This is a genomic window from Streptomyces noursei ATCC 11455 (genome assembly GCF_001704275.1).
In the GTDB taxonomy this organism is placed as follows: domain Bacteria; phylum Actinomycetota; class Actinomycetes; order Streptomycetales; family Streptomycetaceae; genus Streptomyces; species Streptomyces noursei.
In genome coordinates, this window is record NZ_CP011533.1 from 4297839 (window position 1) to 4322646 (window position 24808).

Sequence of the window (24808 nt, forward strand, 5' to 3'; positions counted from 1 at the left end):
GTGGGGTCCGTCTGCCTAGCCTCCCTGGGCACGTTGATCACACACGACATCACCACGGGGGCCAGCTGTGCCGCACCAGCTCCTTTCCTTCCGTCCCGAACCGGTCACCGCACTGGCCGAGGGCTTCACCACCGCCGCCGACCATCTCGACGACCGCATCGGCGCGTTCGCCTCGCGGACCTTGAACGTGCCCGACCCCGTCGGCATGAGACCCGAGCCCGGCGAGGCCCTCTCCCCGTACCGGGAGATGACCCACGGCACCGCGACGGCCCTCCGGGAGATATCCGCGGACCTGCGGGACCACGCCGCCGGTCTGCACCACGCCGTCGCCGCCTACCAGGGCGCCGAGGACGCGCGGGCCCAGCGGTTCCGGGGGAAGTGACATGGCCGACCACCCGCAGGAACACATGACGCGGATCGAGACGGGCTTCGACGTGTTCGCCCCCGGCGCGGATCCGTCCGCCCTACGGGCCTGCGCCGACGTATGGCGGCGCATGGCCCACGACCTGAAGAGCACCATCGAGGCCCGGGACCGGGAGGTCGCCCGCCTCGGCGACAACTGGACCGGCGCGGCGGCCGACGGCTTCCACGCCCGCTGGAACCGCACCAGAGCGAAGGCGGAGAAGGCCCTGCCGCACCTGGCCGCCGTCGCCGAGCAGTTGGACCACACCGCCGACGCCCTCCAGGAGGTCGACGACCGGACCCGGAAGTTTTGACGCGATCATGACATCATGCTGTCGGCGGAGTTCCCGGCGGGCGCTCAGACCCGGGCGCGCAGGATGTCGATGTTGCCGTGCCGGGTCCGGGCGCGGACCTCGACGGTGTCCTCGGACCCCTCCGGGGCGTCGGACGCGGCGAGCATGTTGCGCACCTGCCCGGAGCCGGCGCTGACGTCGAGCCAGGCGGCCGTGCCCTCGCGGATGCCGACCTCGATGGCACCGTAGGAGGTCTCCAACTGGACGGTGCCGCGGGCGACTTCGGCGACCCGCAGGGTGCCGTGGGCGGTGGTGGCGGCGACCGAGCCCTCGGCGCGCGCGATGTCGATGTCGCCGGTGGCGTTCTTCACCTTCAGGTCGCCGGTCACGGCGCCGACGGTCGTCGTGCCGTGCGAGTTCTTCAGGACGGCGGGGCCGTCGACGGCGCCGACGCGCAGGCTGCCGGTGCTGGTGGTGATCTCGGCCAGGCCCTCGACGCGGTCCACCGCGATCGAGCCGTGCGACGCGGTCAGTTGCAGCGGTCCGGTCGCGTCGAGGCGGACGTCGCCGGACGAGGTCTTCACGCGGACCTCGCCGAGCCGACCCTCACCGAGCACCTGGGCCCAGGCGCCGGTCATGTCGACACGCGAGCCCGCGGGCAGTTCGACCGTCACATCGACGGTGCCGGGGCGGCGCAGCGAATTGCGCAGCCTGGGGGTCCGGACGGTCAGGGTGCCGCCCGCATAGGTGACCTCGGTCTGCTCGGCCGACCGCACGTCCCGGTCCTGCTCGGGGTCGCGGGGCCGCACCTCGACGACCGCGTCGGGGCGGTCGCCCGCGGTGAAGCGGATGGAGCCGGCCTCCACGTGGGCGGTGACGGCGATCGGTCCGGAGGTGTCGAAAGAAGGCATGGCTGTACCGTCCTCTTGGGTCCTGGGAGCGTCCCTGCTGGTGGGACGTGGTGTGGGAAAAGAAGTGGTGCGGGGCTGGGCGCGGCTAGCGCACCCAGCCCGTGAAGCTCTGTCCCATGGTCTGGGTCTGCTGCGTCGCCCGCGGCTGCGTGCCGCCGGAGACCGCGGCCGAAACGGCCCGCACCAGCCATGCGTTGACCGACAGGCCCTCGCGGCTCGCGGCCTCCTCGGCGCGCGCCTTGAGATGGGCCGGCAGCCGCAGATTGACGCGGGCGGTGCCGCCCTCGTCGCCGTCGGCGGGCGCCTGCGCCCTGAGTGGTTCGACGGGCAGGGCGGCGGCTTCCGCGGGGCCGCCGCCGGTGGGCGGCGGCGTCACCACGAAGTCGGGGTCCAGCCCGCGCAGCCGTACGTCGACCGAGCCGGGGGCGAGTTCACGGGTGATCTCGTCCATCGCGGCGGAGAGCACGTTGAGCATGGTCAGGCGGGTCGCCGACTCCAGAGGAGCGGTGAGTCGCTCGGCCATCTCACGGGCGTCTTCCCCGCCGGCTTCGGCGGCCACCGCGAGTTCACGGCGGAGAGTGTCGACATACGGGGTGAGGTCCATGACGCCATCATGGCACCATGATGGCGTCATGGGCAAGCCCAAGCGGCGCCGGACATGGGTCACCCCTCAAGACAATCGCCCTGACCTGGGAAAACGCAAAGAAATCAGCCTGAGTCACCGCGGCGCCACGTGCGCCCACACGCACTCGATGGCACGCAGCGGCACGCAATGGCGCCACGTGACGCCACATGGCACCACTCGACACCCCGCCCACACGTCCGCAACAGCAAAACCCCCACGGTCCGGCGCTCCCCTTCGGAGCGGCGACCTGGGGGTCGTTCGTCACGGCTTTCACCCGGGGCGAGTTGGCGGGTCGACGGCCACAACGGCCGGGCGACGGCTCCCGTCTCGGCGGGAAACCGTCGCCGCTCTCACTTCCAGTCCGCGTAACCGGGCTCCGCCTGCCATCCTTGCGGCGGCTCCAGATACGGCGATACGCGCCCGCAGGCCGTGCACGCCCACCTGCCGTGCAGCCCCTCGACGACGGCACCGCACTCGCAGACGTGCGACGTCACCACTGCCAACGCGTCGGCAGGACCAGGCTCGGCAGGACCAGGTTCGTCAGCCATCATGCCCTCAGTATCTCACTGGGTATGACCACAATTAGGGCACACGTTCTGTGAACCTTGACTCCGCATCATCGCGCCATATTCCGGACAGTTCACGCCTTCTGCTCCCCCCTCCTCGGGAGAGGGGAGACTATCGGGGGTGTTCGCCGCGGGGGAAGGGCGCCGCGTGACGCTCCCGGCCGGTCGGCCGGGCTCAGCCCAGCTTGCTCACGTCGCGCACCGCGCCCTTGTCCGCACTGGTGGCCATGGCCGCGTAGGCGCGCAGGGCCGCGGAGACCTTGCGGTCGCGGTTCTTCGGCGCGTAGACGCCGCCGAGGGCCTCCCGGCGGGCGGCCAACTCCTCCTCGCCGACGAGGAGTTCGATCGAGCGGTTGGGGATGTCGATGCGGATGCGGTCGCCGTCCTCGACGAGGGCGATGGTGCCGCCGGAGGCCGCCTCGGGGGAGGCGTGGCCGATGGAGAGGCCGGACGTGCCGCCGGAGAACCGGCCGTCGGTGACCAGGGCGCACGTCTTGCCCAGGCCGCGGCCCTTCAGGAACGAGGTCGGGTAGAGCATCTCCTGCATGCCCGGGCCGCCCTTGGGTCCCTCGTAGCGGATGACGACGACGTCGCCCTCCTTGACCTGCTTGTCGAGGATCTTCTCGACGGCCTCGTCCTGGGACTCGCAGACGACGGCGGGACCCTCGAAGGTCCAGATGGACTCGTCGACGCCGGCGGTCTTCACCACGCACCCGTCGAGGGCGATGTTGCCCTTGAGGACGGCCAGGCCGCCGTCCTTGGAGTAGGCGTGCTCGACGGAGCGGATGCAGCCGCCGGCGGCGTCCACGTCCAGGGTCTCCCAGCGCTCGGACTGGGAGAAGGCGGTGGCCGAGCGCTTGCAGCCGGGGGCGGCGTGCCACAGCTCGACGGCCTCGGCGGACGGCGAACCGCCGCGCACGTCCCAGGTCTTGAGCCACTCGGCGAGGGTGGTGGCGTGGACGGAGTGGACGTCCTCGCTGAGCATGCCGCCGCGGTACAGCTCGCCGAGGATGGCGGGGATGCCGCCGGCGCGGTGCACGTCCTCCATGTAGTACGTGCCGCCGGGGGCGATGTTCGGGGCGACCTTGGCCAGGCACGGGACGCGGCGGGAGACCGCGTCGATGTCCCTGAGGTCGTAGTCCAGACCGGCCTCCTGGGCGGCGGCCAGCAGGTGCAGGATCGTGTTGGTCGAGCCGCCCATGGCGATGTCCAGGGCCATGGCGTTCTCGAAGGCGTCGCGGGTGGCGATGTTGCGCGGCAGGACGGACTCGTCGCCGTCCTCGTAGTAGCGCTTGGTGATCTCGACGACCGTGCGGCCGGCGTTCTCGTAGAGGGCGCGGCGGGCGGTGTGGGTGGCGAGGACCGAGCCGTTGCCGGGGAGGCTCAAGCCGATGGCCTCGGTCAGGCAGTTCATGGAGTTGGCGGTGAACATGCCGGAACAGGAGCCGCAGGTGGGGCAGGCGTTCTCCTCGATGCGCAAGACGTCCGCGTCGGAGACGCTGTCGTTGGAGGCGTCCACCATCGCGTCGATCAGGTCGAGCTTGCGGACCGTGCCGTCGACGAGGGTGGCCTGGCCGGCCTCCATCGGGCCGCCGGAGACGAAGACCACCGGGATGTTGAGGCGCAGCGCGGCCATCAGCATGCCGGGGGTGATCTTGTCGCAGTTGGAGATGCAGATCAGCGCGTCGGCACAGTGCGCCTCGACCATGTACTCGACCGAGTCCGCGATCAGGTCGCGGGACGGCAGCGAGTACAGCATGCCGCCGTGGCCCATCGCGATGCCGTCGTCGACCGCGATGGTGTTGAACTCGCGGGGGACGGCGCCGGCGGCACGGATGGCGTCGGAGACGATCCGGCCGACCGGGGCGAGGTGGGTGTGGCCGGGCACGAACTCGGTGAAGGAGTTGGCGACCGCGACGATCGGCTTGCCGATGTCCTCGCTCGCTACGCCCGAGGCCCGCATAAGGGCGCGGGCGCCCGCCATGTTGCGGCCATGGGTAACGGTGCGGGACCTCAGCTCGGGCACGATGGTCACTCCCTCGGGATACGGACGTACGGCGCGGCGCCATACAACAGGCACAGCAGGTACGGCAGGCCATACAGCAGCTGATCCCGAGATTACGCTCTTGATCCAAGATCCGGACACCGACTCCGGTATGTGAGATGACCGACCGGAGTGCGGACGGGCGGTGCCACGGCGCGGCACCCGGCGGGGCGGTCGGCTACTTGCCGGGGACCCAGGTCGGGGACGCCAGGTGGAGGCGGGTGAAGGCCAGTGCCTCGGCCAGGTCGGCCTCGCGTTCGGCTGCGGACATCGCCCGGCGGGTGTTGACCTCGACCACCACGTGACCGTCGAACCCGGTGGTCGCCAGCCGCTCCAGCAGCTCCGCGCAGGGCTGGCTGCCGCGGCCCGGCACCAGGTGCTCGTCCTTGGCGGAGCCGTTGCCGTCCGCGAGGTGGACGTGGGCCAGCCGGTCGCCCATCCGCTCCACCATCGCCAGCGCGTCGTGGCGGGCGGTGGCGGTGTGCGAGAGGTCGACGGTGAAGTGCCGGTAGTCGTCGTTGGTGGGGTCCCAGTCGGGGGCGTAGGCGAGCATCTCGCGGTCGCGGTAGCGCCAGGGGTACATGTTCTCCACCGCGAACCGGACGTCGGTCTCGCCCTCCATCCGCCAGATGCCGCGGACGAACTCCCGTGCGTAGTTGCGTTGCCAGCGGAACGGCGGGTGCACCACGACCGTGGAGGCGCCGAGCTTCTCGGCCGCGACGCGGGCGCGCTGGAGCTTGACCCACGGGTCGGTGGACCAGACCCGTTGGGTGATCAGCAGGCAGGGCGCGTGGACGGCCAGCACCGGCACGCCGTGGTAGTCCGAGAGCCGGCGCAGCGCCTCTATGTCCTGGCTGACCGGGTCGGTCCACACCATGACCTCGACGCCGTCGTAGCCCAGGCGCGCGGCGATCTCGAAGGCCGTCGCCGTCGACTCCGGATAGACCGAAGCCGTGGACAGCGCGACCTTCGCATCGGGGATGCGCACCACTGGCTCTGTCACGAGGGACAGCGTACGGGCCGGAAACCGGCACGGGGCAGGACGTGAGAACCGCCACGGCGACCCGACGGGACGCCTGTGACGCACGAGGCCCCGTGCAACGCCTGTGGCGCCCCGGCTCCACGGCGCACGATGTGATCTCCACCGCATTCGGGCAGGCCGGGCGCACCCGCACGCTCCGGGGCGCGCCCGGCCGCGCCGCCGCGGGGGACGGGCCCGCGCGGCCGTCCCCCCGTCGCAGAGGCGGGGCAGCCGCCTACGGAAGATGGTCCAACCGCCGCAGGATGACCCCTTCCCGCAGCGCCCAGGGACAGATCTCCAAGGTCTCCACCCCGAACAGGTCCATCGTCGCCTCGGCCACCAGCGCCCCCGCCAGCAGCTGCCGCGAGCGCCCCTCGGACACCCCCGGGAGCCCGGACCGCTCCCGGGAGCTCATCTGGGCCAGCCGCGGCACCCACTCCTCCAGCTTCTTGCGGGACAGCTCGCGCTGGACGTACAGCCCCTCCGCGGAGCGCGCCGCGCCCGCGATCCGGGCCAGCTGCTTGAAGGTCTTGGACGTCCCGACCACCTGGTCGGGGGTGCCGTGCCGGGCGAAGTCGCTGACCGTGCGGGCGATCCCGGCGCGCACCCGACGGCGCAGCGCCCGGATGTCCTCCGGGTCCGGCGGGTCGGCCCGCAGGTCGGCGCCGGTCAGCCGGCCCGCGCCGTACGGCAGCGAGACCGCCACGTCCGGGTCCTCGTCGAGGCCGTAGGCGATCTCCAGCGAGCCGCCGCCGATGTCCAGGACGAGCAGCCGGCCGGCCGACCAGCCCAGCCAGCGGCGGGCGGCCAGGAAGGTCAGCCGCGCCTCGTCCTCGCCGGAGAGGACCTGGAGGGTGACCCCGGTCTCCTCGGTGAGGTGGCGCAGCACCTCCTCGCCGTTGGTGGCCTCGCGGATCGCGGAGGTGGCGAACGGGAGCACGTCCTCCACGCCCTTGTCCTCGGCGACCTGCATCGCCTCCCGGATGGTGAGCACCAGGCGGTGGACGCCGGCCTCGTTTATGGCGCCGCCCTCGTCGAGGAGTTCGGCCAGGCGCAGTTCCGCCTTGTGCGAGTAGGCGGGCAACGGGCGCGCGCCGGGGTGTGCGTCCACCACCAGGAGGTGGACGGTATTCGAACCCACATCGAGGACACCGAGTCTCATACGTGGAAACCTACTGCCGCGACAGGGCACACTCGGTGCCGGCCGTACGCTGGACCCGTGGCAAAGACGAAACAGGCGAAGCACGAAAAAGCCCTGAAGAAGGAAGAAAAGCGGCGCGCCAAGGCCGCCGCGGCCGCGCAGTCCGGCGACGGGGCCACGGCCGACGAGGTCGGCCTCGACTTCGCCCGCGCCTGGGTCACCTTCCCCGACCCGGGCGACGACGAACAGCTCTTCCGCTGCGACCTGACCTGGCTGACCTCCCGCTGGACCTGCATCTTCGGCAGCGGCTGCCAGGGCATCCAGGCCGGCCGCGCGGACGACGGCTGCTGCACGCTGGGCGCGCACTTCTCCGACGAGGAGGACGAGGAGCGGGTCGCGCGGCACGTGGCGCGGCTCACCCCCGACCTGTGGCAGTTCCACGACGTCGGCACCGACACCGGGTGGATCGAGGAGGACGAGGACGGCGAGCGGCAGACCCGCCGCTGGCAGGGCTCCTGCATCTTCCAGAACCGCCCCGGCTTCCAGGGCGGCGCCGGCTGCTCGCTGCACATCCTCGCGCTCCGCGAGGGCCGCGAGCCGCTGGAGACCAAGCCGGACGTCTGCTGGCAGCTGCCGGTCCGGCGCACCTACGACTGGATCGACCGGCCGGACGACACCCAGATCCTCCAGGTCACCATCGGCGAGTACGACCGCCGCGGCTGGGGCCCCGGCGGCCACGACCTGCACTGGTGGTGCACCTCCGCGACCTCCGCGCACGGCGCCGGCGACCCGGTCTACGTCACCTACAGGCCGGAGCTGACCGAGCTGATGGGCAAGGCCGGCTACGCCAAGCTCGTCGAGCTGTGCGAGCAGCGGCTGGCCTCGGAGCTGCCGCTGGCGCCGCACCCGGCCGACCCGAAGCCGCGGGCCGCCGACGCGACGTAGTCGGCGGCGCGGCGGCCCGCCGGGTCAGTCCGGCGGGCGGGTGGTGTGCTTCGGCGTCGGCGGCGGGGTGGGTCCCGTGGTCGGCGCCGGGGTCCCGGTCGGTCCGGGGTGCGTGGGCGTCGGGGACGGCGCCGGTGGCGTCGGGGCGGGCCTGGTGGGCCGCGGCGACGGCTGCGGCGCCGGGTGGCTGGGCCGCGGGCGCACGGTGCCCGACGAGGGCCGGCCCGGCCCGGGAGCGGGCTCGGTCGCCCCGTGCCCCTTCAGGGTGACGACGCGACCGCCGGGCTCGATGGCGATCGCGGACCGCCAGTTCCCGTCGGGCTCCCGGTCGTGGTCCACCGAGACCGTGATCCTCGCGACCTGCCCCGGCTCCAACTGCCCGGCGGTGTGGCTCAGCTGGAGCCAGGGCGCGTCGGCCGCCGCCCGCCAGCGCACCGGGGTGCCGCCGGAGGCGCGGATCGTGACGACCGTGGTGTCCTCGACCGGCTGCGCGTCGATCGTCAGCCGGCCCGGGCCCTTCTCCTCCTGTCCGCCGGGCGGCGTCGGGCCGTCGTCCGCGCCCAGCACCGCGACCGAGACGTCCGGTGCCTCGTCGTCGAGCGGGAGCTCGGGGCGCGGATACCGCGACCGGGTGTTGCCCGCGTTCTCGTAGGGACGGCCGTCGAGCTTGTCGCCCGGCATCGCCCCCACCGCGTTGGCCGCCACGGTCGGCATGACGTCCGTCTCGCCGGTCTCCGGGGCGCCGCGGTACGCCGCCCACAGCGCGAGCACCGGCGCCGCCAGCACGGTCGCCACGACGGTGGTGGTCAGCGCGCGGTTGCGCAGCCGCCGGCGACGGGCGGAGCGGTCCGTGGGGGCGACCGGGAAGCCCTTGCGGTCATAGCGTGGAGAACCGTTTGCTCCACCGCTCCGGCCGGCCGTGGCGAGGGCGGCCCCGGGCACGCCCTCGGCCCGCCCCGACCGGGACGTCCCGGCCGCCACCAGCGCCGCGCAGATCGCCGCCCGGTCCGCGGTGACCAGCGGCAGCCCGCCCTGCTCGGCCGGTGCGGTGCCCGGCCAGGGCCCGGCGGCGGTGGCCCGCTCGGCGGTCCGGCGGCACTCCGCACAGTCGTCGACGTGGCGCACCAACTCCCGGCGGAGCGCCGCGCCCAACAGCATCTGACCGTCCCCGGCCAACCGGGCCACGTCCGGACATCGCCCGAACTCGACCACCGCCAGCGCCGCCCGGGTCCGCTCCACCTCGCAGGAGGCGGCGGCCAGCAGTGTGCGGGTGGCGGCCGGGTCGGCCCCGGTCACCGCGGCGATCTCCTCCGGCGCCAGCCGGTGCCGGACCGACAGCTCCAGCACCTCGCGCTGCTCGGGCGTGGTGCCGGCCGCCTCCGGCCAGGCCAGTGCGGCCAGTTCCCGCTGCCGGGCCGGTGTGCGCCCGGAGTCGGGCGGGCCGATCGCGTCCGGGGCGGCCTGCTCGGCGAGCCGGCGCAGGCACGCCCAACGGGCCAGTGCATAGAGCCAGGGGCGGAAGAGTGCCGGGTCGCCGGGGCGGCGGCCGTACTGGCGCTCGGCGAGCGCCAGGGTCTCGCCGAGGACCACAGCTGCCGTGTCGTGCTCGCACAGCACGGACAGGCAGTAGGTGAACAGCCCGTCCAGATGGGGCTCGTAGCGGTCCTGGTGCTCGGGGCGGGTGGGCCGCCCGTCGGTCTGCGTCCGGTGCCGGCGCGGCGCGGCGGTGCGCGACCGGAGTGCGCCGGTGGTGTGCGTAGGGTGCTCGGGCCTGCTGCTCATCACCCCGGCGACGGTAGGCGGATGATGCAGCCGCTCCTGTGTAGCAGGGTCACTTTTAACCCTTACGGGTGACCATCTCCCTCAAAAGGGGACACGGATCTGCTAAATGCCCGTCGACCGCGCGCGGCGCACGCCACCCGGTGGGGGTCCCCGCTCGTCGAGAGCTCGGGGGGACGCCCGCTGTCACACCCCGCCGCTACGGTGGCGGCATGGCAACTCGTAAATCGTCGGCCAAGGATCGCCCCTCGTACCGCTGCACCGAGTGCGGCTGGACCACCGCCAAGTGGCTCGGCCGCTGCCCGGAGTGCCAGGCGTGGGGCACGGTCGAGGAGTTCGGCGGCGCCCCCGCGGTGCGCACCACCGCGCCCGGCCGGGTCACCACCGCCGCCCTGCCCATCGGCCAGGTCGACGGCAGGCAGGCCACCGCCCGCTCGACCGGCGTGCCCGAGCTGGACCGCGTCCTGGGCGGCGGGCTGGTCCCCGGCGCGGTCGTGCTGCTGGCCGGCGAGCCCGGCGTCGGCAAGTCCACCCTCCTGCTGGACGTCGCCGCCAAGGCCGCCTCCGCCGACCACCGCACGCTCTATGTGACCGGCGAGGAGTCCGCCAGCCAGGTCCGGCTGCGCGCCGACCGCATCGGCGCCCTCGACGAGGATCTCTATCTGGCCGCCGAGACGGACCTGTCCGCCGTCCTCGGCCATCTGGACAGCGTCAAGCCCTCGCTGCTCGTCCTGGACTCCGTGCAGACCGTCGCCTCTCCGGAGATCGACGGCGCCCCCGGCGGCATGGCCCAGGTCCGCGAGGTCGCCGGCGCCCTGATCCGGGCGTCCAAGGAGCGCGGCATGTCCACCCTGCTGGTCGGCCACGTCACCAAGGACGGCGCCATCGCCGGCCCCCGCCTCCTGGAGCACCTGGTCGACGTCGTCCTCCACTTCGAGGGCGACCGGCACGCCCGCCTCCGCCTCGTCCGCGGCGTGAAGAACCGCTACGGCACCACCGACGAGGTCGGCTGCTTCGAGCTGCACGACGAGGGCATCACCGGCCTCGCCGACCCCTCCGGCCTCTTCTTGACCCGCCGCGCCGAGCCGGTGCCCGGGACGTGCCTGACGGTCACCCTGGAGGGCCGCCGCCCGCTGGTCGCCGAGGTCCAGGCGCTGACCGTCGACTCCCAGATCCCCTCGCCCCGGCGCACCACCTCCGGCCTGGAGACCTCCCGGGTCTCGATGATGCTCGCCGTCCTGGAGCAGCGCGGCCGGATCAGCGCCCTGGGCAAGCGCGACATCTACAGCGCCACGGTCGGCGGGGTGAAGCTCAGCGAGCCGGCCGCCGACCTCGCCGTCGCCCTCGCGCTGGCCAGCGCCGCCAGCGACACCCCGCTGCCCAAGAACCTCGTCGCCATCGGCGAGGTCGGGCTGGCCGGGGAGGTCCGGCGGGTCACCGGCGTCCAGCGCCGCCTGTCGGAGGCCGCCCGGCTCGGCTTCACGCACGCCCTGGTCCCCACCGACCCCGGCAAGATCCCCGACGGGATGCGGGTCATGGAGGTCGCCGACGTCGGGCAGGCGTTGTCCGTGCTGCCCAAGCGGGTCCGGCGGGAGGCCCCGCGGGAGGAGGAAGCGCGCCGGTAGACTTTGCCCCGGTCTCGGCCGTCACCGCCGTCCCACCGCCGGCTGCGTAGCTCCTGGGTACTCTCCGTGTGGTACGCACCGCGGCACCGGCCGGGCGGCCCGGACCGACAGACCATGCGACGGAGGAGTGCAGTGGCAGCGAACGACCGGGCGTCGTCTCCCGGCAGGTCCGCGGGGACCGGCACCGAGAGCCTGATGCGCGCCTCGCTGAGCGCCGTCGCGCCCGGTACGGCCCTGCGGGACGGCCTGGAGCGCATCCTCCGCGGCAATACGGGCGGCCTGATCGTCCTCGGCTTCGACAAGACCGTCGAGTCCATGTGCTCCGGCGGCTTCGTCCTCGACGTCGAGTTCACCGCGACCCGCCTGCGCGAGCTGTGCAAGCTCGACGGCGCGCTGGTCCTCGACAAGGACATCACCAAGATCCTCCGGGCCGGGGTCCAGCTGGTGCCGGACGCCTCGATCCCCACCGAGGAGACCGGCACCCGCCACCGCACCGCCCAGCGGGTCTCCATCCAGACCAACTTCCCGGTGGTCTCGGTCAGCCAGTCGATGCGCCTGATCGCGCTCTACGTGGACGGCGAGCGCCGCGTCCTGGAGGAGTCCGCCGCGATCCTCTCCCGCGCCAATCAGGCGCTGGCCACCCTGGAGCGCTACAAGCTCCGCCTCGACGAGGTCGCCGGCACCCTCTCCGCCCTGGAGATCGAGGACCTGGTCACGGTCCGCGACGTCTCCGCGGTCGCCCAGCGCCTGGAGATGGTCCGCCGGATCGCCACCGAGATCGCCGAGTACGTCGTCGAACTGGGCACCGACGGCCGCCTGCTGGCCCTCCAGCTCGAAGAGCTGATCGCCGGGGTGGAACCGGAGCGCGAACTGGTCGCCCGGGACTACGTCCCCGAGCCCACCGCCAAGCGCTCCCGCACGGTCGCCGAGGCACTGGCCGAGCTGGACGCCCTCACCCACACCGAGCTGCTCGAACTCCCCATAGTGGCCCGCGCGTTGGGCTACAGCGGCTCGCCCGAGACGCTGGACTCGGCGGTCTCGCCGCGCGGCTTCCGGCTGCTGGCGAAGGTCCCCCGCCTCCCCGGCGCCGTCATCGACCGCCTGGTCGACCACTTCGGCGGCCTGCAGAAGCTCCTCGCCGCCAGCGTCGACGACCTCCAGGCGGTCGAGGGCGTCGGCGAGACCCGCGCCCGCTCGGTCCGCGAGGGCCTCTCCCGCCTGGCGGAGTCGTCGATCCTGGAGCGGTACGTCTAGGGCCTGTCCGACGGGTCAGGGTCGGCAAGGCCGCGGCGTCTGGTGCGGTGCATCGCAAGGCGCCGGAGCGGCTCGATAGCGGAGCTATCGGGGCGTTTCGGCAACGCGGCGAGGGGCCGTGCCAGACGCCGCGGACCCGGCCATGACCCATCGAACAGGTCCTAGGGCCTGACCGATGGGACAGGCCCTAGGAGGTTTCCGCCGTGGGGCCCCGGGCCCCACGGCCCTGCCCCCTACACCTCCCGCCCCAGCACCGCCGTCTCCTTCTCCGTCGGCAGCCCCAGGGCCGGCCGGTCCGGGCGCTGTGGTGCCACCCCGCCGATGCCGCGCAACCACTCCCAGGTGTCCGCCACCGTCTCACCGACCGGCCGGCAACGCAGCCCCGCCGCCAGCGCCTTGGAGACGTCACCGCCGTGCATCGCGTCGTGCAGCTCGCCGAGCGGCAGCCAGATCGGCAGCTCCGTCCACGGCTCGATGCCCGCCGCCAGCACGTCCTCCGGCGCCGTCCACCGCAGTTCGGCCGACGAGCCGGTGACCCGCGCACAGCTCTCCAGCAGCTCGCCCATGGTGGCGTGCCCCGACTCGCTCACCAGGCTGTACGCGCCGGACCGCCCGTCCCGTACGGCATCCAGGGTCCACTCCGCGAGGTCGCGGGCGTCGATGTACTGCAAAGGCAGATCACGCGGGCCGGGCGCCAGGACCGGGCCGCCGCGCGCGATCCGGTTCAGCCACCACGGCAACCGCCCGATGTTCTCGTACGGGCCGAGGATCAGCCCCGCGCGGACCAGCAGCGCCCGGTCCTCCCCGAACGCGTCGACGGCGGCGAGTTCACCGCCCCGCTTGGCGCGCGCGTAGTCGTCGGCGTCGGTCGCGGCCGGGTCGGCGCCCGCCACCACCGGCGCGGACTCGCTGATCCGCCGGGTGGGCGGGAAGGCGTAGACCGAGCCGCTGGAGATGTACGCGTAGACGCCCGCCCGGCCGGCCAGCAGGCGGGCCGCGTCCCGGACCGCCACCGGTGCGGCGCTCCAGGTGTCCACGACGGCGTCCCACGCGCCGCCCTCCAGGGCAGCCAGCCCGCCCTCCGCCAGCCGGTCGCCGTGCAGCACGGTGACCCCCTCGGGCGCCGCGTGCCGCCCCCGGTGGAAGACCGTGACGTCCCAGTTCCGGGCCAGCGCCGCCTCGGCCAGCGCCCGCCCCACGAACTCCGTACCGCCCAGAATCAGTAGCCTCATGGCGGCGACTGTGCCCCAGCGGCCGGGCCGCCACCAGTGGTGCACGCTGTGAGCGGATCACCTACGGGCGGAACTTCCGGAGGCGGCTCTTCCGTGCACCGCCGCGCCGCGCCGTCCCGCGCCGGGCGTCAGTCCTTGGCCAGGACGAACGACGCGTGGACCGCGCTCAGTCCCGGCACCTTCGCCTGGACCAGGTACCTGCCGGCCGGCACCGCGGCCGCGCTCGGCGTCTCGCACTGGGGGCCGCTGGCCCGCCGGTCCCACTCGACGGTGCGGCTCACCGTGGCCTTGGCGGGCACCTGGAGCAGCGCCGGGCTCGCGCCGGTCGCGCAGTCGTCGGAGGCCCACACCCGGTCGTCGCCCGCGGTGTCGGTGATGGTGAGCACCGCCGCCTTGCGTCCGAGGTCCACCTTGCACGCCGTGCCCCCGGTGTTCTGCACGGCCAGCTGGAACTTCGGCTTGTCGTCGGGCGCGTAGGACTCCTTGACGCTCTTCAGCGTCAACTTCACCGTCTCGGAGCCGCAGTTGGGGAGCGACGGGCCCGCCGCGACGATGTCGCCGCCCGCGGGCTGCCCGATCGGCGCGCCGCCGGAGCCGGCACCGCCCGTGCCGGAACCGCCGCCGGAGCCCCCGCTCCCGCCGTCCGCCCCCGCGCCGCCCCCGGAGCTCGAACCGCCGCCCGATCCCGAACCGCCGCCGGACCCCGACTCATCGCGGCCGCCCGGCTTTTGACTGATCGCGGGGCCACTGGGCGCAGGCCCGGGCGTGATGGAGGCGGCGGGTCCGGATCCCGCTGCGCCCTTGCCCTCGTTGCCCGTCTTCCCGTCGCTTCCGCCCATGGTGAGCACCCACACCACCAGGGCGGTGAGGAGGACGACGACGGCCAGCGCAACGGCCCTCCGCCGCCAGTAGATGGAGGAGGGAAGCGGCCCGATCGGATTGCGCAGTGATCCCACGCGAAAACTCTACGAGAGATCCGCACCGGCACCGGCCAGTACCCGCCGCATCGGGCCGCAACTTTTCACATCATCAGCCCGGTGACCGTCCGTGGTCGTCCACCCCCGCGCTTCTCCGCCCGGACCGCGGCGCGCACCGCTCGTCGCACCGCTCGTCGCCAACCCCGCCCACACGCCTGACATTTCGTCAGATTCCGCCCCCGGTAGCCGACTCCGTCCTCACCTCACCACGGAACGGCGCGGTTCCCCTCCGCGCCCACGGGACGCCCGCCGGCACACCCCCGACGCCGGCATCACCGCTCTCCGGCCGAGCCCTCACCGCTCCGCCCGGCAGCACCGGCCCCGCCCTCGGAGGCGCGCCGCCCCCGCCACTCCTCCTTGTGGCCGAATCCCTGCGCATTGTCGATCAGCCGCAGCCAGTCCGGGCGCAGCTCCCACAGCGCGGTCCGCTCCAGCGCCGCGCGCAGTCGCTCGTCGGCCGCGACGAAGGGGAAGCGCGCGGTGTAGGCGCGCCATCCGGCGGCCCGTTCGTCGCCGTCCAAGGGGCGGCAGCTCCCCCGCCCCTGGATCCCGGTCAGCCCGCTCCACTCCTGGCCGTCCCGCTGTACCGTGAACGCCACCCGCGCGCCGGGCTCCCCCAGGGCCCGGCCGTGCCGGGTGCTCGCGGCGGTGACGAAGTACAGGACCGGCGCCCCGTCGGCGGCCTCCCCCGCGGCGTAGAGCACCGCGCACGCCTGCGGCCCGTCCTCGTCCGCGTACGCCAGCGTCATCGTGGTGTGCCCGTCCAGCGCCCGCCGGATCCCGGCCGGACAGCCCGCGTCGCCGACGGACCTGCCGGCCGCTCTCCCTCCCGCTCCCGCTGCCGCGCCGGCCGTCCCGACCGCCGTCCCGACCGCGTCACCGGACTCCGCCGCCCGTCCCCCGACGCCCTGTGCACCGCTCGTCTCCGCCATGTCTGCATCCTCGTACGCCACCGCCACGCCCGGCGCACCGGCCCGTGGCCCGGTGGTGTTGCGACCGCCGGTAGCCCCCGCCCGCCGCCGGCCGGCCTTCCTGCGTGTGGGTGGGCGTGCGGCGGGGCGGGGCCGGTGCGTTCCCCGGGGGCGGGCGGGCGTGCCAGGATCGGCAGTGCCATGACTTCCACGCCTGCCATTTCCAGTGCCATGACCGCCGTCGCCGAGAACGCCTCCGCCGCCGCATCGGCCGCGGAGGCCACGGACGGGACCGGGCTGCACGGCCCGGTCACCGACTGGTTCGCCGAGCACGCTCGCGACCTGCCCTGGCGCCGCCCCGAGGCGGGCGCCTGGGGGGTGATGGTGAGCGAGTTCATGCTCCAGCAGACGCCGGTCAGCCGTGTGCTGCCGGTGTACGAGCAGTGGCTGGCCCGCTGGCCGCGGCCCGCCGACCTCGCCGCCGAGCCACCGGGCGAGGCGGTGCGCGCCTGGGGCCGGCTCGGCTATCCGCGGCGCGCGCTGCGGCTGCACGCCGCGGCCTCCGCCATACAGGAGCGCCACGGCGGCGACGTCCCCCGTGAACACGCCCAGCTGCTGGCGCTGCCCGGCGTCGGCGAGTACACCGCGGCGGCCGTCGCCTCCTTCGCCTACGGGCAGCGACACGCGGTGCTGGACACCAATGTCCGGCGGGTCTTCGCCCGCTCCGTCACCGGCCGCCAGTACCCGCCGAACGCCACCACCGCCGCCGAACGCAAGCTCGCCCGTGCCCTGCTCCCCGACGACGAGGACCTCGCCGCGCGCTGGGCGGCGGCCACGATGGAGCTGGGCGCCCTGATCTGCACCGCCCGCGGTCCGGAGTGCCACCGCTGCCCGATCGCCGCGCAGTGCGCCTGGCGACTGGCGGGGGCGCCGGCCCACGACGGTCCGCCGCGCCGCACCCAGGCGTACGCCGGCACCGACCGCCAGGTGCGCGGCAAGCTGCTGGCCGTCCTGCGCGAGGCGGTGGCGCCGGTGCCGCAGGGCGCGCTGGACGCGGTGTGGGACGAGCCGGTGCAGCGGGCCCGCGCGCTCGACGGGCTGGTGTCGGACGGCCTGGTGGAGCCGTTGGGCGGTGGCCGCTACCGGCTGCCGCACTCCTGAGCGGTGACCGCAGGTCGCTCCGGTGGTCACCTGGGCGGGTGACCGGCGCGGTGGCGACACGGGCGCGTCGGCGGTGAGCGCCTTCGTCGGCGCCCGCCGGCCCGGGTCGTCGTCACGTCACCGTCATCTATGTCACGGTGCCGTCATGTAACGCCCGCACCGTTCCGCGCATCTACACGGGCGCGATCCCTCCTCATCGGGGTCGCGCCCGTCGGCTTGCCGGCGCCGCACGGCCACCGGATCGGCGACCGCGACGGCCCGCGCAACGGCGGGCCGGGTGCGGATGCCGACCGAAACCGAGCAATCGGTGATCTGGCCGAAAAGCGCCCCGATAAGGCGGGTTCTGTCCCTCCGCGGCGGTCTCGGGCGTCTCACGAGCCCTCCGCGGGACCTTCGTCCCTCCTGGTGGGGGCCTCTCATCCGCCGGGAGTATGACGCCGCTCCGGCCCCTGTCCGTCCGAGGTATGACCCCCAGCGGGCTGTTACACAACCGAGTGTTTTCCGTGCACTCCCTGAGGGGCCGACGCACATTACGCCGCAACACCCCCTCCGTAGCGTCATTCCCGTGCTGGAGATGACCGCCGGCACGGACAACGTGGGGAAACGAAAGCGGATCGGAGGCGTCGGGATGGCGACCAGCGGCGGCAAGGTACTGGACTTCGAAGAGTACGTGCGGACCCGGCAGGATGCCCTGCTGCGCAGCGCCCGGCGCCTGGTGCCGGACCCGGTCGACGCCCAGGACCTGCTCCAGACGGCCCTCGTCCGCACCTACGGCCGCTGGGACGGCATCGCCGACAAGTCGCTGGCGGACGCCTACCTCCGCCGCGTCATGATCAACACCCGCACCGAGTGGTGGCGCGCCCGCAAGCTCGAAGAGGTGCCCACCGAGCAGCTCCCGGACGCCAGCGTCGACGACGGCACCGAGCAGCGCGCCGACCGCGCCCTGCTGATGGACATCCTCGGCGTGCTCGCCCCCAAGCAGCGCAGCGTCGTCGTGCTGCGGCACTGGGAGCAGATGAGCACCGAGGAGACCGCCGCCGCCCTCGGCATGTCGACCGGCACCGTCAAGAGCACCCTGCACCGGGCCCTCGCCCGGCTCCGCCAGGAGCTGGAGAACCGCGACATAGACGCCCGGATCCTGGAGCGCGGGGAGCAGGAGCGGGAGCGTTGCGCGGCCTGACCGGCGGCGCGACGGGGAGCACTTCCGCCGGCGCGGCCGGCGACGTAACCAAGCCCACAGCCCGGCTCGCGGCCCGGCGCGCGACAATCTCCTCAGGAGCAGCGGTCGAGCGCGCGGCGACAAGGGGAGCGGCGGCTGTGCGAGCGGCACGGTGAGCAGGAGCGGATTGTCCAGATACAGGCTGACCAGGGGCCTGGCCAGAAACGGTTGGACCAAGGGCGGCACGGCCACAGCGGGCGTGGCCGCCGTTGGTCTTTTGCTCGCCGGATGCACCCCCGGGGGCGAGGGCATACGCAAGGAGGGCACGGCCAGCAGTACTCCCGCGCCCCGGGGCGCAGTGAGTTCCACGCCGGCGCCCACGCCCAGCACGCACTACAAGAAGGTCAACGCCGTCAAGCTGCTCGCCGCCGACCCGAAGGTCAGCGCGGACGTGAAGCGGGCCGTCGCCAAGCCGTGCGCGGCGGACGAGTACCCGATCGAGGTGACCTACGCCTCACTGACCGGCAGCAAGTCCCCCGACGTCATCGTCAACGTGATGACCTGCGCGGACTCCGTCGGCCTCGGCGCGTACGTCTACCGCGAGCGCGCCGGCTCCCAGGACGGGTATGACAACGTGTACGCGAACGAGCAGCCGTCGGTCTACGCCGGGGTGAGCAAGGGCGAGCTGGAGGTCTCCAAGCAGACCTATGACACGGGCGACAAGGTGTGCTGCCCCTCGGGGGAAGATGTGATGACGTACCGCTGGGCGAACGACCACTTCACCGAGTACGACCGGTACCACACCGACTACAGCAAGACCACCGTCGACGATGACACCACCGTCGACGGAACCATGTGAGCGGAGGGCGAGACAACCGCATGGCCGACACCCACGTGCTCTTCGTCGAGGACGACGACGTCATCCGTGAAGCCACCCAGCTCGCACTGGAGCGGGACGGCTTCGTGGTCACCGCGATGCCCGACGGGCTCGCGGGCCTGGAGGCGTTCCGCGCCAACCGTCCCGACATCGCCCTGCTCGACGTGATGGTCCCCGGGCTCGACGGCGTCAGCCTGTGCCGCCGGATCCGTGACGAGTCCACGGTCCCCGTGATCATGCTGTCGGCGCGCGCCGACTCGATCGACGTGGTGCTGGGCCTGGAGGCCGGCGCCGACGACTACGTCACCAAGCCGTTCGACGGCGCGGTGCTGGTCGCCCGGATCCGCGCCGTGCTGCGCCGCTTCGGCCACGCCAGCGGCCCGGACGACCGTGCCGGCGCCGGCGCGGCGGACGGCGACGGCCCGGCGGAGGCGGTGCTGCGCTTCGGCGACCTGGAGGTCGACACCGAGGGCATGGAGGTCCGCAAGGGCGGCGAGACGGTCGCGCTGACGCCGACCGAGATGCGGCTGCTGCTGGAGTTCTCCACCGCCCCGAACACCGTCCTCTCCCGCGACCGGCTGCTGGAGCGGGTGTGGGACTACGGCTGGGGCGGCGACACCCGGGTCGTGGACGTCCACGTCCAGCGGCTGCGCGGCAAGATCGGCCAGGACCGGATCGAGACGGTCCGCGGCTTCGGATACAAGCTGAGAGGCTGACACCTCCGGTGGTCAGGCTGGCCCTGCGAACGGGTCTGAGATGGAAACTCAGCGCCGCGATCGCGCTCGTCGGGGCGCTGGTCGCGGTGGCGTTGAGCCTTGTCGTGCACAACGCCGCCCGGGTCTCCATGCTCGACAACAGCCGTGACGTCCAGATAGAGCGCCTCAACTTCACGCAGAAGATCTTCGAGTCCACCAACCGCCTCCAGTTCGGCGCGAAGATCGACGATCCGGCGCTGCCCAAGGCCCTCCGCAAGGAGGTCAAGGAGGGCGACCGGGCCACCTACCTGGAGGACACCGGCCAGACCGCCCCCGAGGTCTGGGCCGCCTCCCCGCTCAGCAACGGCCGTGTGCTCTCCATCCACGACCGCTTCCCCGACCGCTTCGCCGTTCTCGACGACCTCGACCAGGCGCTGCTGATCGGCTCCACGGCCGTGGTGGTCGGCGGCTGCGCGCTGGGCGTCCTGGTCGGCGGCCGGCTCTCCCAGCGGCTGCGGAAGGCCGCCGCGGCCGCCGGGAAGCTCGCCGACGGCGACACCTCCGTCCGGGTCCGCGACGAGGTCGGCGGCGGCCGGGTCCGCGACGAGACGGACGACCTGGCGTGGGCGGTGGACGCCATGTCCGACGCGCTCCAGCAACGCATCGAGGCCGAGCGGCGGGTGACCGCCGACATCGCGCACGAGCTCCGCACCCCGGTGACGGGCCTGCTGACCGCCGCCGAACTCCTTCCCCCCGGCCGCCCCTCCGAACTGGTTCGCGACCGCGCCCAGGCCATGCGCACCCTCGTCGAGGACGTGCTGGAGGTGGCCCGTCTCGACGGCCACGCCGAGCGCGCCGAGCTCCAGGACGTCGCGCTGGGCGAGTTCGTCACCCGTCGGGTGCGCGCCCTCGACTCCGGCGTCACCGTCGAGGTCATCCGCGACGCCGAGGTCTCCACCGACCCCCGCCGCCTCGAACGCATCCTGGGCAACCTCATCGCGAACGCCTCCCGGCACGGCAAGCCGCCCATCGAGGTCAGCGTCGAGGGCCGCGTCATCCGGGTCCGCGACCACGGCACCGGCTTCCCGGAGGCTCTGCTGCGCGAGGGCCCCAGCCGTTTCCGCACCGGCAGCAGCGACCGCGCCGGCGTCGGCCACGGCCTGGGCCTGACCATCGCCGTGGGGCAGGCGCGGGTGTTGGGCGCGCGGTTGACCTTCCGCAACGCCGACGAGCTGACGGACGGCTCGACGGGCGCGGTCTCGGTGCTGTGGCTCCCGGAGAACGCACCGACGTCCACCGGGAGCTTCCCGGTGATCCAGCTGCCGGATCGCTGACGGCCCGCTTGCGGGCGCTGCCCCGTGGGGCTGGGGGGTTCTCGTCTGCGGCTCCGGTGGGGGCCAGGAGTTCGTCTGCTGCCCCCGTGGGGGCGCGCCTTTGCGGCTTCCCACCGTGGGTGGGGCCGGAGGGGCTGCCCCGGGGTTCGTCCTCGGTGCGGGCGCATCTGGTCAGTCAATGAGGAATACCCCGGCGTTCGCTCCAGATCCTGCGGGCGCACCCCGGGACATCCCCTCCGGCCTACGCCGTCGCCGACTCTCCCGCCACCTCGCACCAGACCGTCTTACGGGCCTCCTCCTGCCGCACGCCCCACCGCAGCGCGACGGCGTCCAACAGCGCTATCCCCCGCCCGCTCTCGTCGTCCACAGCGGCCCGCAGCAGCACGGGCAGGGCGCGCGGGTCCGGATCGGTCACCTCGACACGCGTCCGCCCGTCCCCCGTCCTGCGGACGTGCACGGTGACGGGTGTGCCCTCGCCCACGTGCCGAATCACGTTGCCGACCAACTCGCTGACGCACAGCTCGACTTCACAGGTCGCCGCCGTCCCCAGGTGCGCCCGCACGGCCCGTCGCAACAGCGGGACCTCCTTCGGCACGGCGAGCAGCCGGACGGTCATCACCGCGCCGCTGCCTTCCACAGCACCTCGGCCAGCTTCCTGGCGGTGGCCATGTTGCAGTTGCCGAGCGCGACGAGGGGCGGTGGATAGACCCCGGCGAACGAGGGGAGTTCGATGCCGAGGGAAGGGAGCGTGATGCCGTGGACCTTCAGCGCGTCCTTGAGTTCCTCGGCGCATTCGTGCACGTCGTTCATGGTCCTTCACCTTCCAGTGGCGCATCGTGACGAAACGCTCACAGCGTGACGGGAACGGGCCTAACTTTGGAAGGCAGTCCGGCTTGCACGCCCAGCCAGCAAGTGGTGGTGATGAGTTCGTGTCCCCTCGCAAGGAGCCCGACCCGTCGGTGAACGTTCCGTCCTTCTACGGCGCCGAGTTGCGCTTCCTGCGGGAAAGCGCGGGCTTCACCCTCGAACAGTTACTGGAGGGCAGCTACCGCGGCGCCCCGCTGCTGAGCCGCATCGAACGCGGCGAACTCGGCATGCCGATGGACCTGGCCGCCCACATCGACAAGAAGCTGCAGACCAACGGCTTCTTCGAGCGCCACTGCGAAGCGGTTCACAAGGCGCGTGTGGCGGGACACCCGCCGTACTTCGCGAAGATCCCGGACTTGGAGAAGTCCGCAACGACGATCGAAGATTGGGCGCCGTTTCTCATTCCGGGCCTACTTCAGACCAAGGCATACGCCCGACATCTCGCAGAGTCGAAGGCGGCATGGGCCTCGCCCGAGACCGTCGATGAACGCGTCCGTGCGAGGCTGGCGCGCGCTGAATTCTGGGAGCGCGACGATCGCGCCACATACTGGGGGATCCTGCACGAGCCGTTGATCCGCAAGCCCTTGCTCCCGCCCGACGAGATGGCCGAGCAACTGGAGCACATCGCGACGCTGATGCGGGCCAGTCAGACCGTTGTGCAGATCCTTCCGGAATCGGAGACTGATCGCTCTCTCATGATGGGCCTGCTCAAGATCCTCACCTTCCCCGACGCCCCACCGCTGGCCTACACAGAGGGCGTTCACAGCGGCCAGGTCATCGACTATCCGGCGCTCGTGGCCAACTACCGAAGGTCGTACGATCTGCTGAGGGCCGCCGCACTGTCACCTAGGGCGTCCTTGGCCATGATCGAGAAATCGGCAAGGGGCTACAGAGATGAAGCGCAACAAGGGCATTGACCTGGCGTCTGCCACGTGGCGCAAGAGCAGCTACAGCAACGCCGAAGGCGGCGAGTGCATCGAGGTCTCGGACGACTTCCTCTCGGCCGCCACCTGGCGCAAGAGCAGCTACAGCAACGGTGACGGCGCGAACTGCGTCGAGATTGCCGACACCCTCCCCGGCCTCGTCCCCGTCCGCGACAGCAAGGACCCGCACGGGCCCGCGCTCGTGTTCCCCGCCGCCAACTGGGCGGCGTTCGTCGCGGCCGTCAAGAACAGCCAACTGCCCGGCGCCTGAACGGAAAACGGCCCCTGGTGCACGTAACGCACGTGCACCAGGGGCCGTTCGCCGTCCGCGGGCCGTCAGGCCATCAGACGGCCTCGACAACCATCGGCTTCTCGGCGGCCGTATCGGCCGCCTTGGCCGACGGGCCGCTCCCCCGCAGCGGGACCTCCTTGAGGAACCACGCCGCGACGAAGCCGACGACGCTGATGATCGCGCCCCACAGGAACACCTGGTGCGAGCCGGACGCCACCGCGTGCGCGTACGCGTCCTTCACCGGGGCCGGCAGGCTGGGCAGCGTCTTCGGGTCCATCTGGGCGCCGCCGCCGGTCATCTTCGCGCCGGCCGCGGGGCCGAGCTTCTCGATCATCGTGTCCTTCACCTGGTTGGTGAAGACCGCACCCATGATCGCGACGCCGAACGAGCCGCCGATCGTCCGGAACAGGGTCGCGGACGAGGAGCCGACGCCCAGGTCCTTCATCTCGACGCTGTTCTGCGCGATCAGCATCGTGGTCTGCATCAGGAAGCCCATGCCGGCGCCGAGCACCGCCATGTAGAGGCCCGAGGTGAAGCGCGTGGTGCCGACGTCCATCAGGGCCAGCAGGGCCAGGCCGATGGTGATCAGGGCGCCGCCGCCGGTGACGAAGATCTTGTACTTGCCGTACTGGGTGGTGACCCGGCCCGCGATCAGCGACACCACCATCATCGACAACATCATCGGCAGGAGCAGCAGGCCGGAGTTGGTCGCCGAGGCGCCCTGCACGGTCTGCTGGAACAGCGGCAGGAAGGTCATCGCGCCGAACATCACGAAGCCGACCAGGAAGACGACGACCGTGACGAGCGAGAAGTTGGCGTTCCGGAAGACCCGGAGCGGGATGACCGGGTCGCTGACCTTGCGCTCGACGAGGACGAAGGCGACGAGCGCGACGACGGCCAGGATGCCCAGGCCCACGATCTGCTTCGACAGCCAGTCGTACTCGGTGCCGCCCCAGGTGGTCAGCAGCACCAGCGAGGTGATGCCGATGGTCAGCAGGGCCGCGCCCGCGTAGTCGATCCGGGTCTGCGACCGCTTCTTCGGCAGGTGCAGCACCGCGGTGACCATGATCAGCGCGATCGCGCCGAGCGGCAGGTTGATGTAGAAGCTCCAGCGCCAGCCGAGGTGGTCGGTGATGGTGCCGCCGACCAGCGGTCCGCCGATCATCGCGATGGCCATGACGCTGGCCATCATGCCCTGGTACTTGCCGCGCTCCCGCGGCGGGATCAGCTCGCCGATGATGGCCATGACGCCCACCATCAGACCGCCCGCGCCCAGGCCCTGCACGGCGCGGAAGCCGATCAACTGGCCCATGTCCTGGGCCATGCCGGACAGCGCGGAACCGATCAGGAAGATCACGATGGACGTCAGGAAGACGCCCTTCCGGCCGTACATGTCGCCGAGCTTGCCCCAGATCGGCGTGGACGCCGCGGTGGCCAGCGTGTAGGCCGTGACGACCCAGGACAGGTGCTCCAGCCCGCCCAGTTCACCGACGATCGTGGGCATCGCGGTGCCGACGATCATGTTGTCCAGCATCGCGAGAAGCATCGCGATCATGAGTGCGAAGAGCACCATCCGCACGCTGGCGGGCGCTCTGCCCGTGCCCTGCGCCGGCTCCTGTATTTCCCCCGTCGGGGTCGCCTTCCGCGACATCCCCATCACTTCCCCATCGTTTCTTACTTACTTGCCGCCCGGCTAGTTTTGTACAGTGAGAAGGTAGAAGAGCTACTAGTCGGGCGTCAAGTAAGTTTTTGACGCCCGGGTGGGTAGGTCCGT

24 protein-coding genes are annotated in these 24808 nt (G+C 72.5%); 12 read left to right on the plus strand and 12 right to left on the minus strand.

Annotated features, from left to right (window positions below):
• The first annotated feature begins 67 nt into the window (after positions 1–67).
• On the plus strand, positions 68–382 hold the full coding sequence (locus SNOUR_RS17965) for a hypothetical protein (RefSeq protein ID WP_067348309.1): 315 nt from the start codon (positions 68–70) through the stop codon (positions 380–382).
• A 1-nt stretch (position 383) separates the two neighbouring features.
• Positions 384–716, plus strand: coding sequence for a WXG100 family type VII secretion target (locus tag SNOUR_RS17970; protein ID WP_067348312.1), 333 nt, complete (start codon positions 384–386; stop codon positions 714–716).
• 44 nt (positions 717–760) lie between these two features.
• Here SNOUR_RS17970 and SNOUR_RS17975 read toward each other — a convergent pair whose 3' ends face one another.
• From SNOUR_RS17975 to SNOUR_RS17995, 5 genes are all read right to left on the minus strand, one after another.
• On the minus strand, positions 761–1606 hold the full coding sequence (locus SNOUR_RS17975; RefSeq protein WP_067348315.1) for a DUF4097 family beta strand repeat-containing protein: 846 nt from the start codon (positions 1604–1606) through the stop codon (positions 761–763).
• An 85-nt stretch (positions 1607–1691) separates the two neighbouring features.
• Positions 1692–2210 carry a toxin-antitoxin system HicB family antitoxin gene (locus SNOUR_RS17980; RefSeq protein ID WP_067348317.1) on the minus strand — a complete coding sequence of 173 codons (519 nt, stop codon included), beginning with the start codon at positions 2208–2210 and terminating at the stop codon, positions 1692–1694.
• Between the two features lie 762 nt (positions 2211–2972).
• Positions 2973–4823 (minus strand): dihydroxy-acid dehydratase, encoded by a 1851-nt coding sequence (ilvD, locus tag SNOUR_RS17985; protein ID WP_067358458.1) that lies wholly within the window; start codon positions 4821–4823, stop codon positions 2973–2975.
• A 196-nt stretch (positions 4824–5019) separates the two neighbouring features.
• Positions 5020–5832 carry a sugar phosphate isomerase/epimerase family protein gene (locus SNOUR_RS17990; RefSeq protein WP_067348319.1) on the minus strand — a complete coding sequence of 271 codons (813 nt, stop codon included), beginning with the start codon at positions 5830–5832 and terminating at the stop codon, positions 5020–5022.
• A 265-nt stretch (positions 5833–6097) separates the two neighbouring features.
• A complete protein-coding gene (locus SNOUR_RS17995; protein ID WP_067348321.1) occupies positions 6098–7024 on the minus strand; it encodes a Ppx/GppA family phosphatase in 927 nt (308 codons plus the stop codon).
• Between the two features lie 57 nt (positions 7025–7081).
• On the opposite strand from SNOUR_RS17995, the gene SNOUR_RS18000 reads away from it, so the two are divergent.
• The gene (locus tag SNOUR_RS18000) at positions 7082–7948 is read left to right on the plus strand and encodes a DUF3109 family protein (RefSeq protein ID WP_067348324.1); all 867 of its coding nucleotides are present in this window, start codon (positions 7082–7084) and stop codon (positions 7946–7948) included.
• 24 nt (positions 7949–7972) lie between these two features.
• Here SNOUR_RS18000 and SNOUR_RS18005 read toward each other — a convergent pair whose 3' ends face one another.
• Positions 7973–9730: a BACON domain-containing protein gene (locus SNOUR_RS18005; protein WP_067348326.1), complete on the minus strand. Its 1758-nt coding sequence runs from the start codon at positions 9728–9730 to the stop codon at positions 7973–7975.
• A gap of 209 nt (positions 9731–9939) precedes the next feature.
• Here SNOUR_RS18005 and radA point away from each other — a divergent pair, with 209 nt between their 5' ends.
• Both radA and disA read left to right on the plus strand, forming a co-directional pair.
• Positions 9940–11352, plus strand: coding sequence for a DNA repair protein RadA (gene radA, locus SNOUR_RS18010; RefSeq protein ID WP_067348328.1), 1413 nt, complete (start codon positions 9940–9942; stop codon positions 11350–11352).
• Positions 11353–11484: 132 nt separating this feature from the next.
• Entirely contained in the window at positions 11485–12606 is a 1122-nt protein-coding gene (disA, locus tag SNOUR_RS18015; RefSeq protein ID WP_067348330.1) for a DNA integrity scanning diadenylate cyclase DisA, read from the plus strand.
• Between the two features lie 233 nt (positions 12607–12839).
• On the opposite strand, the gene SNOUR_RS18020 is transcribed toward disA, so the two are convergent.
• From SNOUR_RS18020 to SNOUR_RS18030, 3 genes are all read right to left on the minus strand, one after another.
• Positions 12840–13838, minus strand: coding sequence for an NAD-dependent epimerase/dehydratase family protein (locus SNOUR_RS18020; protein WP_079143452.1), 999 nt, complete (start codon positions 13836–13838; stop codon positions 12840–12842).
• A gap of 128 nt (positions 13839–13966) precedes the next feature.
• Complete coding sequence (locus tag SNOUR_RS18025) at positions 13967–14794, minus strand: hypothetical protein (RefSeq protein WP_067348332.1); 828 nt, start codon at positions 14792–14794, stop codon at positions 13967–13969.
• 293 nt (positions 14795–15087) lie between these two features.
• The gene (locus tag SNOUR_RS18030; RefSeq protein WP_107407303.1) at positions 15088–15747 is read right to left on the minus strand and encodes a pyridoxamine 5'-phosphate oxidase family protein; all 660 of its coding nucleotides are present in this window, start codon (positions 15745–15747) and stop codon (positions 15088–15090) included.
• Between the two features lie 180 nt (positions 15748–15927).
• Here SNOUR_RS18030 and SNOUR_RS18035 point away from each other — a divergent pair, with 180 nt between their 5' ends.
• The 5 genes from SNOUR_RS18035 (at position 15928) to cseC (ending at position 20952) form a co-directional block, all read left to right on the plus strand.
• Positions 15928–16887 carry an HhH-GPD family protein gene (locus SNOUR_RS18035; protein ID WP_039634095.1) on the plus strand — a complete coding sequence of 320 codons (960 nt, stop codon included), beginning with the start codon at positions 15928–15930 and terminating at the stop codon, positions 16885–16887.
• Between the two features lie 628 nt (positions 16888–17515).
• A complete protein-coding gene (locus SNOUR_RS18040; protein ID WP_018540435.1) occupies positions 17516–18067 on the plus strand; it encodes a SigE family RNA polymerase sigma factor in 552 nt (183 codons plus the stop codon).
• Positions 18068–18305: 238 nt separating this feature from the next.
• Positions 18306–18905 (plus strand): hypothetical protein, encoded by a 600-nt coding sequence (locus tag SNOUR_RS18045; RefSeq protein WP_067348335.1) that lies wholly within the window; start codon positions 18306–18308, stop codon positions 18903–18905.
• A 20-nt stretch (positions 18906–18925) separates the two neighbouring features.
• The gene (gene cseB, locus SNOUR_RS18050) at positions 18926–19639 is read left to right on the plus strand and encodes a two-component system response regulator CseB (RefSeq protein ID WP_067348338.1); all 714 of its coding nucleotides are present in this window, start codon (positions 18926–18928) and stop codon (positions 19637–19639) included.
• 8 nt (positions 19640–19647) lie between these two features.
• Positions 19648–20952 carry a two-component system sensor histidine kinase CseC gene (cseC, locus tag SNOUR_RS18055; RefSeq protein ID WP_067348341.1) on the plus strand — a complete coding sequence of 435 codons (1305 nt, stop codon included), beginning with the start codon at positions 19648–19650 and terminating at the stop codon, positions 20950–20952.
• Positions 20953–21193: 241 nt separating this feature from the next.
• On the opposite strand, the gene SNOUR_RS18060 is transcribed toward cseC, so the two are convergent.
• Together SNOUR_RS18060 and SNOUR_RS18065 are read right to left on the minus strand one after the other, a co-directional pair.
• Complete coding sequence (locus tag SNOUR_RS18060) at positions 21194–21568, minus strand: ATP-binding protein (RefSeq protein WP_067358461.1); 375 nt, start codon at positions 21566–21568, stop codon at positions 21194–21196.
• Positions 21568–21762, minus strand: coding sequence for a hypothetical protein (locus SNOUR_RS18065; RefSeq protein WP_067348344.1), 195 nt, complete (start codon positions 21760–21762; stop codon positions 21568–21570). The genes SNOUR_RS18060 and SNOUR_RS18065 overlap by 1 nt, the downstream gene beginning before the upstream one ends.
• Before the next feature lie 149 nt (positions 21763–21911).
• Here SNOUR_RS18065 and SNOUR_RS18070 point away from each other — a divergent pair, with 149 nt between their 5' ends.
• Both SNOUR_RS18070 and SNOUR_RS18075 read left to right on the plus strand, forming a co-directional pair.
• Positions 21912–22736, plus strand: coding sequence for a helix-turn-helix domain-containing protein (locus SNOUR_RS18070; protein ID WP_079142750.1), 825 nt, complete (start codon positions 21912–21914; stop codon positions 22734–22736).
• A complete protein-coding gene (locus SNOUR_RS18075; RefSeq protein ID WP_067348348.1) occupies positions 22714–23013 on the plus strand; it encodes a DUF397 domain-containing protein in 300 nt (99 codons plus the stop codon). Before SNOUR_RS18070 ends, SNOUR_RS18075 begins: the two co-directional genes overlap by 23 nt.
• 73 nt (positions 23014–23086) lie before the next feature.
• On the opposite strand, the gene SNOUR_RS18080 is transcribed toward SNOUR_RS18075, so the two are convergent.
• Complete coding sequence (locus SNOUR_RS18080) at positions 23087–24691, minus strand: MDR family MFS transporter (protein ID WP_435855159.1); 1605 nt, start codon at positions 24689–24691, stop codon at positions 23087–23089.
• Between the last annotated feature and the right edge of the window lie 117 nt (positions 24692–24808).